Source organism: Streptomyces sp. NPDC052225, from assembly GCF_040679615.1.
GTDB lineage: Bacteria > Actinomycetota > Actinomycetes > Streptomycetales > Streptomycetaceae > Streptomyces.
Map to the genome: position 1 here is coordinate 43,430 of NZ_JBFAVD010000014.1, position 14,973 is coordinate 58,402.

A 14,973-nucleotide genomic window follows, 5' to 3' on the forward strand; every position below is an offset into this window, starting at 1 on the left:
GGGCCGACCGCGCGGAAGTCCGGGCGGCGTGTCCGAAATAGGATGTATTGGGTCGGCAGTGTAGAACGGGAGACGTGACGGCAATGGCTACGGAAACTCTCCAGCTCCACGGGGCTTTTGCCGTCGTTCCGGAAGCGGACCGCGCCCGGTGACCGCATCCCGCCCGCGCCCCGACACCACGGAGAGCGCCACCCTGGACAAGGCTGCCGACGAGAACTTCCCGGTCGCCCCCTTCTTCCTGCCGCGCGCCTGGCGCGACGACCTCATGGCCGTCTACGGGTACGCGCGCCTCGTCGACGACATCGGTGACGGCGACCTCGCGCCCGGCGGCGCGGACGCCCGTCTGCTCGGCGTCTCACCCGATCGGGCCGACGACCGGCTCGCGATGCTCGACGCCTTCGAGGCGGACCTGCGCCGGGTCTTCGACTCGACGCCCAGACACCCGCTGCTGCTCGCCCTGCAGCCCACCGTGCGCCGCCGCGCCCTCACCCCCGAGCCGTTCCTCGGACTCATTCAGGCCAACCGCCAGGACCAACTCGTCGCGCGCTACGAGACGTACGACGACCTCCTCGCCTACTGCGAGCTCTCCGCCAACCCCGTCGGCCGCCTCGTCCTCGCGATCACGGACACGGCGACCCCCGAGCGGATCCGCCGCTCGGACGCGGTCTGCACGGGCCTCCAGATCGTCGAGCACTTGCAGGACGTCGCCGAGGACCTGGGGCGGGACCGGGTCTACCTGCCCGCCGAGGACATGAAACAGTTCCACGTACAGGAGTCGGATCTCGCCACGGCGACGACGGGCGCGTCGGTGCGTGCCCTGGTCGCGTTCGAAGCGGAACGCGCCCTCGGGCTCCTGAATGAAGGCACCCCCCTCGTGGGTAGCGTCCACGGCAGGTTGAAGCTGCTGCTGGCCGGGTTCGTGGCAGGGGGGAAGGCGGCGGTGCACGCGATCACCGCCGCCAAGTACGACGTCCTTCCTGGACCGCCCAAACCCACCAAGCTCCAGCTGCTGCGCGAGGTGGGAGCGACTCTGCGAGGAGAGGGGTGAGCAGAACCGTGGAGTCTGACCAGCAGATGTCGGCACCGGTGCTCGCCGCATACAGCTACTGCGAGACGGTCACCGGCCGACAGGCACGGAACTTCGCCTACGGGATCCGGCTGCTGCCGACCGCGAAGCGCCGCGCCATGTCGGCGGTGTACGCGTTCTCGCGCCGTGTCGACGACATCGGCGACGGCACGCTGGCGCCCGACGTCAAGGCGCAGCGGCTCGACGAGACCCGGGCGCTGCTCGCGCGGGTCCAGAACGGCAAGGTCGAGGAGGACGACACCGACCCGGTGGCCGTCGCGCTCGCCCATGCCGCGGGCCGGTTCCCGATCCCGCTCGGCGGGCTCGACGAGCTCATCGACGGCGTCCTGATGGACCTGCGCGGCGAGACGTACGAGACCTGGGACGACCTGAAGGTGTACTGCCGCTGTGTCGCGGGCGCCATCGGGCGGGTCTCGCTGGGCGTGTTCGGCGCGGAGCCGGGGGCGCGTGGCGCCGACCGCGCGCCCGAGTACGCGGACACGCTCGGGCTCGCGCTCCAACTGACCAACATCCTGCGGGACGTGCGCGAGGACGCCGCCGACGGGCGTACGTACCTGCCCGCCGACGACCTCGCCAAGTTCGGCTGCTCGGCCGGGTTCGACGGGCCGACGCCGCCGCCCGGTTCGGACTTCGCGGGCCTCGTGCACTTCGAGGTGCGGCGCGCCCGTGCGCTGTTCGCCGAGGGCTACAAGCTGCTGCCCCTGCTCGACCGCCGCTCGGGGGCCTGTGTCGCGGCCATGGCCGGCATCTACCGGCGCCTGCTCGACCGCATCGAGCGCGAGCCGGAGGCCGTGCTGCGCGGCCGCGTCTCGCTGCCCGGGCACGAGAAGGCGTACGTCGCCGTGCGCGGCCTGTCCGGCCTCGACGCGCGCACGGTCTCCCGCACCGCCCTCAGGAGGCGCGCCTGATGGGCAGCCACGGTCTCGGTGCAGCGAGGAACGTGAAGTGGCGGGCAACCCTCCGCCGCGACGCGGCGTCCCTGCATGCAACGGTCGGCAGCGCGTTCGTCACATCCGTCGAACCCCGCCGCACCCCGGCCGTACGCACCATCGGCACCGCCTCGGGGGAGGGCGCATGAGCAACGGGAACACCGCACCCGAAGAGTCCGACGCGGACGACACCGCGGCCCGGCAGCGGCCCACCGCGGTCGTCGTCGGCGGTGGGCTCGCGGGCATCACCGCCGCGCTCTCCCTCGCCGACGGCGGCGCGGACGTCACGCTCCTGGAAGGACGGCCGCGCCTGGGCGGGCTCGCCTTCTCCTTCAAGCGCGGCGACCTCACCGTCGACAACGGCCAGCACGTGTACCTGCGCTGCTGCACCGCCTACCGCTGGTTCCTCGACCGCATCGACGCCGCGTCGCTCGCGCCCTTGCAGGAACGTCTCGACGTGCCGGTGCTCGACGCCGAGAAGAACCGGCTCGGACGGCTGCGGCGCACGGCGCTGCCCGTACCGCTGCACCTCGCGAAGAGCCTCGCGACCTACCCGCATCTGACGCTGGCCGAGCGGGCCAACGTCGGCCGTGCCGCACTCGCGCTCAAGGGCCTCGACCTCACCGATCCGGCGCTCGACGAGCGGGACTTCGGCTCCTGGCTGGCCGAGCACGGACAGTCGCAGCGGGCCATCGAGGCGCTGTGGGACCTGGTCGGTGTCGCGACCCTGAACGCGGTGGCGGGGGAGGCCTCCCTCGGCCTCGCCGCCATGGTGTTCAAGACCGGGCTGCTGTCCGACCCCGGTGCCGCCGACATCGGCTGGGCCCAGGTGCCCCTCGGTGAACTCCACGACACTCTCGCCCGCAAGGCGCTCGACTCCGCGGGCGTACGCACCGAGCTCCGTACACGCGTCACCTCCATCTCCCGTACGGAGAACGGACGTTGGGCCGTCGAGGTTCCCGAGGGGCCCGACACTTCCGGCCAGATCCTGGCCGCCGACACCGTGGTGCTCGCCGTGCCACAGCGCGAGGCGCACGACCTGCTGCCCGACGGCGCGCTCGACGACAAGGGGCGGCTGCTCGACATCGGCACCGCGCCGATCCTCAACCTGCACGTCGTCTACGACCGCAAGGTCCTCAAGCGGCCCTTCTTCACGGCGCTCGGCTCCCCGGTGCAGTGGGTCTTCGACCGCACCGAGGCCTCCGGCCTCACCGAGGGGCAGTACCTCGCCGTGTCGCAGTCCGCCGCGCAGGACGAGATCGACGAGCCCGTCGCCGTGCTGCGGGAGCGCTACCTCCCGGAGCTGGAGCGGCTGCTGCCCAACGCGCGCGGGGCGAAGATCCACGACTTCTTCGTCACCCGCGAGCGGACGGCGACCTTCGCACCGACCCCGGGCGTCGGCGCCCTGCGCCCCGGTGCCCGGACCAATGCCCCCGGCCTCTACCTGGCCGGCGCGTGGACCGCCACCGGGTGGCCCGCGACCATGGAAAGCGCCGTGCGCAGCGGTGCGTCCGCGGCGGACGCGGCGCTCGCCGCACTCGGCCGCCCGCGCGGCCATCTGTACCGGGAGGCGGCGTGAGCCTCGAACCTCCCACGGCAGGAACACCGACATCGACGACATCGGTGCATCCGGTTACACAAGGAGAGACTGTGCCACCTGTGCCCTCGGCCGAAAAGGCTGCCGACGCGGTGGACGTGACCGCGCTTCTGGAGCGCGGCCGAACCCTGGCCACTCCGGTGCTCAAGAAGGCGGTCGACCGCCTCGCACCGCCCATGAACACCGTCGCCGCCTACCACTTCGGCTGGATCGACGCCGAAGGCAACCCGTCCGACGGTGACGGCGGCAAGGCCGTCAGGCCCGCCCTCGCCGTGCTCTCCGCGCAGGCCGCGGGCGCCGCACCCGAGGTCGGCGTCCCCGGCGCCGTCGCGGTCGAGCTCGTGCACAACTTCTCGCTGCTGCACGACGACCTGATGGACGGCGACGAGCAGCGCCGCCACCGCGACACCGTCTGGAAGGTGCACGGGCCCGCCCAGGCGATCCTCGTCGGCGACGCCCTGTTCGCCCTCGCCAACGAGGTGCTGCTCGAACTGGAGACGGTCGACGCCGGTCGCGCCACCCGCCGCCTCACCACCGCCACCCGCGCCCTGATCGACGGTCAGGCGCAGGACATCTCCTACGAGCACCGCGAGCGCGTCAGCGTCGTGGAGTGCCTGGAGATGGAGGGCAACAAGACCGGCGCCCTGCTCGCCTGCGCCTCCTCCATCGGCGCGGTCCTCGGCGGCGCCGACGACGCCACCGCCGACGCCCTGGAGAAGTACGGCTACCACCTGGGCCTCGCCTTCCAGGCCGTCGACGACCTCCTCGGCATCTGGGGCGACCCGCAGTCCACCGGCAAGCAGACGTGGAGCGACCTGCGTCAGCGCAAGAAGTCGCTGCCCGTCGTCGCCGCGCTCGCCGCGGACGGCCCGGCCTCCGAGCGGCTCGGCGAGCTGCTCGCGGCGGACGCCAAGAACAACGACTTCGACAACTTCTCCGAGGCGGAGTTCGCCGCCCGCGCCGCCCTCATCGAAGAGGCCGGCGGGCGCGAGTGGACGGCCCAGGAAGCGCGGCGCCAGCACACGGTCGCCCTCGAAGCGCTGGACACCGTCCAGATGTCAGACCAGGTGCGGGCCCAGTTCGCGGCGCTCGCCGACTTCGTCGTCGTACGAAAGAGATGATCACTATCGGCCGCATATGACTCGCAGTCGCCGGCCGGTGTCCATCCAGGGCATCGGCCGACGGTTACCCAGCAGAGATGAACCACTGCATGAAGGGATAGCCATGACAGCGACGACCGACGGAAGCTCCGGAGCCCCGGCCCCGCAGGCGACCTCGGCCACCACTGCCCCAACGACCGACACGACCCCGCAGGCGGCCGGGACGCACGGCGCCGCCGGCCGAGCCATACACCGCGCCACGGACTTCCTGCTCGCCCGGCAGGACGCCCAGGGCTGGTGGAAGGGCGACCTCGAGACGAACGTGACGATGGACGCCGAGGATCTGCTGCTGCGCCAGTTCCTGGGCATCCGCGATCAGGCGACCACCGAAGCGTCCGCCCTCTTCATCAGGGGCGAGCAGCGCGAGGACGGCACCTGGGCCACCTTCTACGGCGGACCGGGCGAACTCTCCACGACCATCGAGGCGTACGTCGCCCTGCGGCTGGCCGGCGACGCCCCCGACAGCCCGCACATGGCCAGGGCCTCCGCGTGGATCCGTGAGCGCGGCGGCATCGCCGAGGCACGGGTCTTCACCCGGATCTGGCTGGCCCTGTTCGGCTGGTGGAAGTGGGACGACCTCCCCGAACTCCCGCCGGAGCTCATCTACTTCCCGAAGTGGATGCCGCTCAACATCTACGACTTCGGATGCTGGGCGCGGCAGACCATCGTGCCGCTCACCATCGTGTCCGCGAAACGCCCGGTGCGGCCCGCGCCGTTCCCGCTCGACGAGCTGCACACCGACGCCAGGAATCCCAACCCCGCCAAGCCCCTTGCGGCGGTGGCGAGTTGGGACGGTGCGTTCCAGCGGCTCGACAAGGTGATGCACGGCTATCACAAGGTGGCCCTGAAGCCGCTGCGCAAGGCCGCCATCAACTCGGCCGCGCGCTGGATCATCGAGCGGCAGGAGAACGACGGCTGCTGGGGCGGCATCCAGCCGCCCGCCGTGTACTCCGTCATCGCCCTGCACCTGCTCGGCTACGACCTCCAACACCCGGTCCTCAAGGCCGGGTTGGAGTCCCTCGACCGGTTCGCCGTGTGGCGCGAGGACGGGGCCCGGATGATCGAGGCCTGCCAGTCGCCCGTCTGGGACACCTGCCTCGCGACCATCGCGCTGGCGGACGCGGGGGTACCCGGCGACCACCCCGCGCTGGTCAAGGCCGCCGACTGGATGATCACCGAGCAGATCGACCGGCCAGGCGACTGGTCGGTGCGCAAGCCCCGCCTGGAGCCAGGCGGTTGGGCCTTCGAGTTCCACAACGACAACTACCCGGACATCGACGACACCGCCGAGGTCGTCCTCGCGCTGCGCCGTGTGCGCCACCCCGACAAGGTGCGCCTGGAGAAGGCCATCGAGCGCGGGGTGCGCTGGAACCTCGGCATGCAGTCGAAGAACGGCGCCTGGGCCGCCTTCGACGTCGACAACACCAGCCCGTTCCCCAACCGGCTGCCGTTCTGCGACTTCGGCGAGGTCATCGACCCGCCGTCCGCCGACGTCACCGGGCACGTCGTGGAGATGCTCGCCATCGAGGGCATGTCCCACGATCCGCGCACCCGCCGCGGCATCGAGTGGCTGCTCGCCGAACAGGAGGCGAACGGCGCCTGGTTCGGCCGCTGGGGCGTCAACTACGTATACGGAACAGGGTCGGTGGTCCCCGCGCTCGTCGCGGCCGGTCTGCCCACCTCCCACCCGGCGGTCCGGCGCGCGGTCGACTGGCTGGAGTCCGTGCAGAACGAGGACGGCGGCTGGGGCGAGGACCTGCGCTCGTACCGCTACGAGGACTGGAAGGGCCAGGGCGCCTCGACCGCCTCGCAGACCGGCTGGGCGCTCATGGCGCTGCTGTCGGCCGGCGAGCGGGAGTCCAAAGCGGTGGAGCGGGGCGTCACCTACCTCGCCGAGACCCAGACCGAGGACGGCACCTGGGACGAGCCGTACTTCACCGGCACCGGCTTCCCCTGGGACTTCTCGATCAACTACCACCTGTACCGGCACGTCTTCCCGCTGACCGCGCTCGGCCGGTACGTGCACGGCGACCCCTTCGGCGGCCAGGCCGGCGCCGTGACCAAGGGCAGCTGATGAGCGCCGACCCGGCGACAGGACCGCCGGACACCACCCCGCTGCTCGTCGCCTGCGCGCTGGGCATCGAGCACCTCGCCCTGCGCACCGGCAGCCGGGCCGGGGCGAGCGCCCCCGTGACCGTGCTCCGTACGGGCATGGGGCCGAGGGCCGCCGAGCGGGCCATGACCCGCGCACTCGGCGACCCGGCGCTCAGCGCCGCCGCCGTCGTGGCCACCGGGTTCTGCGCGGGGCTCGCCCCCGGCATGCACCCCGGTGACCTGGTCGTGGCCGAGGAGACCCGGGACGCGGACGGCAGCACGCCGTGCGCGGGCACGGAGCTGCTGGTCAAGGAGCTGGTCAGGGCGGTGCCCGGCAGGACCGTGCACACCGGCCCGCTCACCGGTTCCGATCACGTCGTACGCGGTCACGAGCGGGGCGACCTGCTCGCCACCGGTGCGATCGCGGTCGACATGGAGTCCGCGGCCACGCTGCGCACGGCCGCGAGAACCGACGGCCGCCCGGTTGCCGCCGTACGGGTGGTCGTGGACGCCCCGCAACATGAACTCGTCAGGATCGGCACGGTGCGCGGTGGACTATCTGCTTTCCGCGTCCTTCGTGCCGTCCTTCCCGCTTTTTTCGAATGGCACCGTTCTTTGCTGCTCCCCCGGAGGTGAGCCAGATGGCCATGCCGCTTCGTCAGTCCATCAAGGTTGCGACGTATCTCGCTGAACAGAAGATCCGCAGGCGGGACAAGTTCCCGCTCATTGTCGAACTCGAACCGCTCTTCGCGTGCAACCTCAAATGCGAGGGCTGCGGCAAGATCCAGCACCCGGCCGGGGTGCTGAAGCAGCGCATGCCCGTCGCGCAGGCCGTCGGCGCCGTGCTCGAATCGGGTGCGCCGATGGTGTCCATCGCCGGCGGCGAGCCCCTGATGCACCCTCAGATCGATGAGATCGTGCGGCAGTTGGTGGCGAGGAAGAAGTACGTCTTCCTGTGCACCAACGCGATGCTGCTGCGCAAGAAGATGGACAAGTTCACCCCGTCCCCCTACTTCGCGTTCGCGGTGCACATCGACGGGCTGCGCGAGCGGCACGACGAGTCCGTGGCGAAGGAGGGCGTCTTCGACGAGGCCGTCGAGGCGATCAAGGAGGCCAAGCGGCGCGGCTTCCGGGTCACGACGAACTCGACCTTCTTCAACACGGACACCCCGCAGACCATCATCGAGGTGCTCAACTTCCTCAATGACGACCTCAAGGTCGACGAGATGATGATCTCGCCCGCGTACGCCTACGAGAAGGCGCCCGACCAGGAGCACTTCCTCGGCGTCACCCAGACCCGCGAACTGTTCAAGAAGGCCTTCGCGGGCGGCAACCGGCGGCGCTGGCGGCTCAACCACTCGCCCCTGTTCCTCGACTTCCTCGAGGGCAAGGTCGACTTCCCGTGCACCGCGTGGGCCATCCCCAACTACTCGCTCTTCGGCTGGCAGAAGCCCTGCTACCTGATGAGCGACGGGTACGTGACCACGTACAAGGAGCTCATCGAGAAGACCGACTGGGACGCGTACGGGCGCGGCAAGGACGAGCGCTGCGCCAACTGCATGGCGCACTGCGGGTACGAGCCGACCGCGGTCCTTGCCACGATGGGCTCCCTCAAGGAGTCGCTGCGGGCCATGACCGAGACCGTCGTGTCGAATCGCGGGTGACGACGCCATGAGTTCCGGAGAGCCTGTCTCACTGGGCCTCCCCGAGGTGCCGGTCCGACCTCTGGCCGAACGGCGGGTCAGCCGTCAGATCCAGGTCGGACCGGTGGCCGTGGGAGGCGGCGCGCCGGTGTCCGTGCAGTCGATGACGACGACGCGGACCTCGGACATCGGGGCCACGCTCCAGCAGATCGCCGAACTGACCGCCTCCGGCTGCCAGATCGTGCGCGTGGCGTGCCCCACCCAGGACGACGCGGACGCGCTCGCGACGATCGCGCGCAAGTCGCAGATCCCCGTGATCGCGGACATCCACTTCCAGCCGAAGTACGTGTTCGCGGCAATCGACGCCGGGTGCGCGGCAGTGCGCGTGAACCCAGGCAACATCAAGAAGTTCGACGACCAGGTGAAGCAGATCGCGCGGGCCGCCTCGGACGCGGGCACCCCGATCCGGATCGGGGTGAACGCCGGTTCCCTGGACCGGCGTCTGCTCCAGAAGTACGGCAAGGCCACCCCGGAAGCGCTCGTCGAGTCGGCGCTGTGGGAGGCGTCGCTCTTCGAGGAGCACGGCTTCCGGGACATCAAGATCTCGGTGAAGCACAACGACCCCGTGGTGATGGTGAACGCGTACCGGCAGCTCGCGGCCGCGTGTGACTACCCGTTGCATCTGGGGGTCACGGAGGCGGGTCCCGCCTTCCAGGGGACCATCAAGTCGGCTGTCGCCTTCGGGGCGTTGTTGAGCGAGGGCATCGGCGACACCATCCGTGTCTCGCTGTCCGCGCCGCCCGCCGAGGAGGTCAAGGTCGGCATCCAGATCCTGGAGTCGCTCGGCCTGCGCCAGCGGCGCCTGGAGATCGTTTCCTGCCCGTCGTGCGGGCGGGCACAGGTCGACGTGTACAAGCTCGCCGACGAGGTGAGCGCCGGGCTCGACGGCATGGAGGTGCCGCTGCGCGTCGCCGTCATGGGATGTGTGGTGAACGGCCCGGGTGAGGCGCGCGAGGCGGACCTCGGCGTCGCGTCCGGCAACGGCAAGGGTCAGATCTTCGTGAAGGGCGAGGTCGTCAAGACCGTCCCGGAGTCGAAGATCGTGGAGACGCTCATCGAGGAGGCGATGAAGATCGCCGAGCAGATGGAGCAGGACGGCGTCGCGTCGGGGGCACCCGACGTCACCGTGGCTTGAGTTCTGAAGTTCGAACGGGAAGGGGGCTCGAGCGTGACGATTCTGGAATCCATCCGGGGGCCGCGCGACCTGAAGGCGCTGAGCGAGGAGGAGCTCGACGAACTGGCCCTGGAGATCAGGGAGTTCCTGATCCACGCGGTCGCGAGGACGGGCGGCCACCTCGGGCCCAACCTGGGCGTCGTGGAACTCTCCATCGCGCTGCACCGCGTCTTCGAGTCGCCGGTCGACCGGATCGTCTGGGACACCGGCCACCAGAGCTACGTGCACAAGATGTTGACCGGCCGTCAGGACTTCTCGAAGCTGCGCGGCAAGGGCGGCCTGTCCGGCTACCCCTCGCGCGAGGAGTCCGAGCACGACATCGTCGAGAACAGCCACGCCTCGACCGCGCTCGGCTGGGCGGACGGCCTCGCCAAGGCGCGGCAGGTGCAGGGGGACCGCGGGCACGTCGTCGCCGTCATCGGGGACGGCGCGCTGACCGGCGGCATGGCCTGGGAGGCGCTGAACAACATCGCGGCCGCCAAGGACCGCCCGCTGATCATCGTCGTCAACGACAACGAACGCTCCTACGCACCGACCATCGGCGGCCTGGCCAACCACCTCGCGACGCTGCGCACCACCGACTCGTACGAGAAGGTGCTCGCCTGGGGCAAGGACGTGCTGCTCAGGACGCCGGTCGTCGGGCACACGGTGTACGAGTCGCTGCACGGCGCGAAGAAGGGGTTCAAGGACGCGTTCGCGCCGCAGGGCATGTTCGAGGACCTCGGTCTCAAGTACGTAGGACCGATCGACGGGCACGACGTGGGCGCCATGGAGTCCGCGCTGCGCCGCGCGAAACGCTTCCACGGGCCCGTCCTCGTGCACTGTCTGACCGAGAAGGGGCGCGGGTACGAACCCGCGCTCGCCGACGAGGCCGACCGGTTCCACACGGTGGGCGTGATGGACCCGCTGACCTGCGAGCCGCTCGCCCCCTCCAACGGGCCGTCCTGGACCTCGGTGTTCGGCGACGAGATCGTGCGGATCGGGCGCGAGCGGGACGACGTCGTCGCCATCACGGCGGCGATGCTGCACCCGGTGGGCCTGACCAAGTTCGCCGAGGAGTTCCCCGGGCGGGTGTGGGACGTCGGGATCGCCGAGCAGCATGCCGCCGTGTCGGCCGCGGGACTCGCGACCGGCGGACTGCATCCCGTAGTTGCCGTCTACGCGACCTTCCTCAACCGGGCCTTCGACCAGCTGCTCATGGACGTCGCGCTGCACAAGTGCGGGGTGACGTTCGTGCTCGACCGGGCCGGGGTGACCGGCGTCGACGGCGCCTCGCACAACGGCATGTGGGACATGTCCGTGCTCCAGGTCGTGCCCGGACTGCGGATCGCGGCGCCGCGCGACGCCGACCAACTCCGGCTCCAGCTGCGGGAAGCCGTCGCCGTGGACGACGCGCCGACCATGCTGCGCTTCCCCAAGGAGTCGGTGGGGCCCGAGATCCCGGCGGTCGACCGGGTGGGAGGCGTCGACGTCCTGCACCGGGCGGACGACGCGCGCGTGCTGCTCGTCTCCGTCGGCGTCATGGCACCGGTCTGCCTCCAGGTCGCCGAGCTGCTCGCCGCGCGCGGCATCAACTCCACGGTGGTGGACCCGCGTTGGGTCAAGCCGGTCGACCCGGCCCTCGCGCCGCTGGCCGCCGACCACGAGATGGTCGCCGTCGTCGAGGACAACAGCCGTGCGGCAGGCGTCGGTTCGGCCGTCGCGCTCGCCCTCGGGGACGCCGACGTCGATGTGCCCGTACGCCGGTTCGGGATCCCCGAACAGTTCCTGGCGCACGCCAAGCGGGGCGAGGTGCTCGCCGACATCGGTCTGACACCGGTGGAGATCGCGGGACGGATCAGCGCCTCGCTCAGTCTGAAGTCAGGCAAGGAGAACGACGCATGAGCAAGGAGTTCGACCTCGGCACGCTGCTCGCCGAGCGCGGCGCCGAACGGTACGAGCTGCACGCCAGATACCTCAACCACCAACTGCCGAAGATGCTCCACACCATCGGCTTCGACAAGGTCTACGAGCGGGCCGAGGGCGCGCACTTCTGGGACGCGGACGGCAACGACTACCTGGACATGCTCGCCGGCTTCGGCGTCATGGGCCTCGGCCGGCACCACCCCGTCGTCCGCAAGGCGCTGCACGACGTCCTCGACGCCTCGCTCGCCGACCTGACCCGGTTCGACTGCCAGCCGCTGCCGGGCCTGCTCGCCGAGAAGCTGATCGCGCACAGCCCGCACCTGGACCGGGTGTTCTTCGGCAACAGCGGCACGGAGGCCGTGGAGACCGCGCTCAAGTTCGCCCGGTACGCCACCGGCAAGCCGCGCGTCCTGTACTGCGCGCACGCCTTCCACGGTCTGACCACCGGCTCCCTGTCGGTCAACGGCGAGGACGGATTCCGTGACGGGTTCGCCCCGCTGCTGCCCGACACCGCCGTCCCGCTCGGCGATCTCGACGCGCTGGCACGGGAGTTGAGGAAGGGGGACGTCGCCGCGCTCATCGTCGAGCCCATCCAGGGAAAGGGCGTGCACGAGTCGCCGCCCGGGTATCTGCGGGCCGCGCAGGACCTCCTGCGGGGGCACAAGGCGCTGCTCATCGCCGACGAGGTGCAGACCGGGCTCGGCCGCACCGGCGACTTCTACGCGTACCAGCACGAGGACGGCGTCGAGCCGGACCTCGTGTGCGTCGCGAAGGCGCTGTCGGGCGGCTATGTCCCGGTCGGCGCGACGCTCGGCAAGGACTGGATCTTCAAGAAGGTCTACTCGTCCATGGACCGTGTCCTCGTCCACTCGGCGAGCTTCGGGTCCAACGCGCAGGCGATGGCGGCCGGGCTCGCCGTCCTGTCGGTCATGGAGGACGACCAGATCGTCGCGAACGCCCGCGCCATGGGCGATCTCCTGAAGTCCCGGCTCGCCGCGCTCGTCGACCGCTACGAGCTGCTCAGCGACGTGCGCGGACGCGGGCTCATGATCGGCATCGAGTTCGGCCGGCCCAAGTCCCTGAAGCTGCGCAGCCGTTGGACGATGCTGCAGGCCGCGCGCAAGGGCCTGTTCGCGCAGATGGTCGTCGTGCCGCTGCTCCAGAAACACCGGATCCTCACACAGGTCTCCGGCGACCACCTGGAGGTGATCAAGCTGATCCCGCCGCTCGTCGTGGACGAGGCCGACGTCGACCGGTTCGTGGAGGCCTTCACCGCCGTGATGGACGACGCGCACAGCGGCGGTGGACTGATGTGGGACTTCAGCAAGACACTGATCAAGCAGGCGGTCGCCAACCGCTGAGACGCCCCCGAGAGACTTTGCCTCTGAGGCAAAGGATTTGCCGCTGGGGCAGGGCTCTGGCTGAATCGACAGCATGAGTCCTGCCCTCCCGGAGGAGGTTCCGGAGCCCCCGGAGCTGCCCGCCGTAGCGCCCCAGCTGCGCGCCCTGCGCCGCCGCGCCTCCCTCACGCTGGAGCACGCGGCCCGCGCGGCCGGCCTGTCGCCGGCCCACCTCTCACGCCTGGAGACCGGACAGCGCCAGCCGTCGCTGCCGATGCTGCTCGCTCTCGCCCGTACCTACGGTACGACGGTCTCCGAACTGCTCGGCGAGACCCCCGCCGACCGTGACGCCGTCGTCCGGGCCGGGGCCATGGAGCCCACCGAGGCCGGCGGCTGGGTGTACCGGCAGGCCGGCGCCCCCGGCCGCGGCATGCAGGCGCTGCGGGTCCACATCCCGTACGGCAGCCAGGGCGACATCGTGCGCGTCCACCCCGGCGAGGAGTGGCTCTACGTCCTCGAAGGGCGGCTGCGGCTGCGGCTCGGGGACACGACCCACCGGCTCGGCCCGGGTGACAGCGCCCACTTCGACTCGCTCACCCCGCACCGGCTCGCCGCGGCGGACCAGGGCGGGGCCGAGCTCCTCTTCGTCCACACCCTGTTGCAGAGCCCGACCGCCGCGCTGTGCCTCGGCCCCGCGGCCGGTCCGATCCGGGAGGTCTGACATGAGTGACACCGAGCGGCCCGCGGGCCGTGACATCGAGGACAAGCTGCCGCGCGGCATCTGGGTGCGGGTCCTCGTGTACGTCTTCGCCGGGCACGCCCTGGCCGCCTTCATCTATCTGCTGTTCACGCTGGGCGGCGGCCAGTAGGCGGCCTGGACCGTCAGTCCAGCAGGCGCTCGCGCAGCCGCTCGCGGTCGGCCGCGGTGAGCTTCAGGCCCTCTTCCAGGTAGCGGTCCGTGCTGCCCCAGGTCTCCTCGAGCGTCTCGAAGGCCGCGTTCAGGTACTCGGCGCGCGCGTCGAAGAGCGGGCTGAGCAGCTCCATGACCTCGGGGGAGTACGCGTCCGCGGACGTGCCGCTGCGGCGCACCTTGTAGCGGCGGTGCTTCGCGTTCGACTCCAGGTAGTCCGCCTCGATGGCGTCGCGCTCCACGCCGACCGCGAGCAGTGTCACGGCGATCGACAGGCCCGCGCGGTCCTTGCCCGCGGCGCAGTGCATCAGGGCGGGGACGCTGTCCTCGGCGAGCGCGTGCAGCACCCGGCTGTGCTCGCCGGTGCGCTGCGTGATGATCGAGCGGTAGGACGTGATCATGCGGTTCGCGGCGCGGCCCTCGGACAGGAGCGCCCGCAGCTGCTCTATGTCGCCGTCGCGGACCATCTGCCAGAACTCGGCGCCGTCGGCCGGGTCGGACAGCGGCAGGTTCACATTGCGCACGCCCGGCAACTCGACGTCGGCGCCCTCAAGGCGCTGGTCCGCCGCGTTGCGGAAGTCGAAGACCGTGTGCAGCCCGAGGCCCGCGAGGAACACCGCGTCCTCGGCGGTGGCGTGGGCGAGGTGTCCGCTGCGGTAGAGCACGCCCTGGCGCACGCGCCGGCCGTCCACGGTCGGGAGGCCGCCGACGTCCCGGAAGTTGCGTACTCCGGCCAGCTCGGGCTCGGTGGACGGGACGTGCTGCGTCACGGGGGCTCCTCCCGGTCGGGGCACCGGCGTTGCTCGCCGGCGGATCGCGCTCCTGACGATACGACATGGCTTCCCGGGGCAACCATCTGTCCGATTTGAGGCTTTCCTTGGTAACTGTCCCTGGTAGCACGGGTGTTGCGCAGGTCTGCGTGAGCAGGCTCATAGCCGTGACGTTCCGTGGCGGTCGTCCGGATTGCGGCGCGCGGAATTTGCTAGGGGTAAGGCGTTGGTAAAGCGGAAGGGTCGACGCAGGGTGACACCGGGAACTCCCAGTCGATCAAGAAAGGGCTGGCGTACGTGAATT

The 14,973-nt window shown here is 70.7% G+C and carries 13 protein-coding genes; 12 read left to right on the plus strand and 1 reads right to left on the minus strand.

Annotation, left to right across the window (positions count from 1 at the left end; all coding sequences use genetic code 11):
• The first annotated feature begins 148 nt into the window (after positions 1-148).
• From hpnC to AB0L37_RS21275, 12 genes are all read left to right on the plus strand, one after another.
• Positions 149-1,048, plus strand: a complete 900-nt coding sequence (hpnC, locus tag AB0L37_RS21220) for a squalene synthase HpnC (RefSeq protein WP_365507457.1) — start codon at positions 149-151, stop codon at positions 1,046-1,048.
• Positions 1,045-1,995, plus strand: coding sequence for a presqualene diphosphate synthase HpnD (gene hpnD, locus AB0L37_RS21225; RefSeq protein WP_365507460.1), 951 nt, complete (start codon positions 1,045-1,047; stop codon positions 1,993-1,995). Before hpnC ends, hpnD begins: the two co-directional genes overlap by 4 nt.
• Positions 1,996-2,161: 166 nt before the next feature.
• Positions 2,162-3,595, plus strand: coding sequence for a hydroxysqualene dehydroxylase HpnE (gene hpnE, locus AB0L37_RS21230; RefSeq protein WP_365507463.1), 1,434 nt, complete (start codon positions 2,162-2,164; stop codon positions 3,593-3,595).
• A gap of 44 nt (positions 3,596-3,639) precedes the next feature.
• On the plus strand, positions 3,640-4,734 hold the full coding sequence (locus AB0L37_RS21235) for a polyprenyl synthetase family protein (protein ID WP_365507808.1): 1,095 nt from the start codon (positions 3,640-3,642) through the stop codon (positions 4,732-4,734).
• A 103-nt stretch (positions 4,735-4,837) separates the two neighbouring features.
• Positions 4,838-6,847: a squalene--hopene cyclase gene (shc, locus tag AB0L37_RS21240; protein WP_365507466.1), complete on the plus strand. Its 2,010-nt coding sequence runs from the start codon at positions 4,838-4,840 to the stop codon at positions 6,845-6,847.
• Positions 6,847-7,503: a 1-hydroxy-2-methyl-2-butenyl 4-diphosphate reductase gene (locus AB0L37_RS21245; protein ID WP_365507469.1), complete on the plus strand. Its 657-nt coding sequence runs from the start codon at positions 6,847-6,849 to the stop codon at positions 7,501-7,503. Before shc ends, AB0L37_RS21245 begins: the two co-directional genes overlap by 1 nt.
• A 5-nt stretch (positions 7,504-7,508) precedes the next feature.
• Positions 7,509-8,531 (plus strand): adenosyl-hopene transferase HpnH, encoded by a 1,023-nt coding sequence (hpnH, locus tag AB0L37_RS21250; protein ID WP_365507472.1) that lies wholly within the window; start codon positions 7,509-7,511, stop codon positions 8,529-8,531.
• Between the two features lie 7 nt (positions 8,532-8,538).
• Complete coding sequence (ispG, locus tag AB0L37_RS21255) at positions 8,539-9,705, plus strand: flavodoxin-dependent (E)-4-hydroxy-3-methylbut-2-enyl-diphosphate synthase (RefSeq protein ID WP_365507474.1); 1,167 nt, start codon at positions 8,539-8,541, stop codon at positions 9,703-9,705.
• Between the two features lie 33 nt (positions 9,706-9,738).
• Positions 9,739-11,628 (plus strand): 1-deoxy-D-xylulose-5-phosphate synthase, encoded by a 1,890-nt coding sequence (dxs, locus tag AB0L37_RS21260; protein WP_365507478.1) that lies wholly within the window; start codon positions 9,739-9,741, stop codon positions 11,626-11,628.
• On the plus strand, positions 11,625-13,010 hold the full coding sequence (locus AB0L37_RS21265; RefSeq protein ID WP_365507481.1) for an aspartate aminotransferase family protein: 1,386 nt from the start codon (positions 11,625-11,627) through the stop codon (positions 13,008-13,010). The genes dxs and AB0L37_RS21265 overlap by 4 nt, the downstream gene beginning before the upstream one ends.
• A 73-nt stretch (positions 13,011-13,083) precedes the next feature.
• Complete coding sequence (locus AB0L37_RS21270) at positions 13,084-13,710, plus strand: XRE family transcriptional regulator (protein ID WP_365507484.1); 627 nt, start codon at positions 13,084-13,086, stop codon at positions 13,708-13,710.
• 1 nt (position 13,711) lies between these two features.
• Positions 13,712-13,858, plus strand: a complete 147-nt coding sequence (locus AB0L37_RS21275) for a DUF6126 family protein (protein ID WP_338702479.1) — start codon at positions 13,712-13,714, stop codon at positions 13,856-13,858.
• Between the two features lie 13 nt (positions 13,859-13,871).
• On the opposite strand, the gene AB0L37_RS21280 is transcribed toward AB0L37_RS21275, so the two are convergent.
• Positions 13,872-14,669 carry a tyrosine-protein phosphatase gene (locus tag AB0L37_RS21280; RefSeq protein WP_365507487.1) on the minus strand — a complete coding sequence of 266 codons (798 nt, stop codon included), beginning with the start codon at positions 14,667-14,669 and terminating at the stop codon, positions 13,872-13,874.
• Positions 14,670-14,973: the final 304 nt, after the last annotated feature.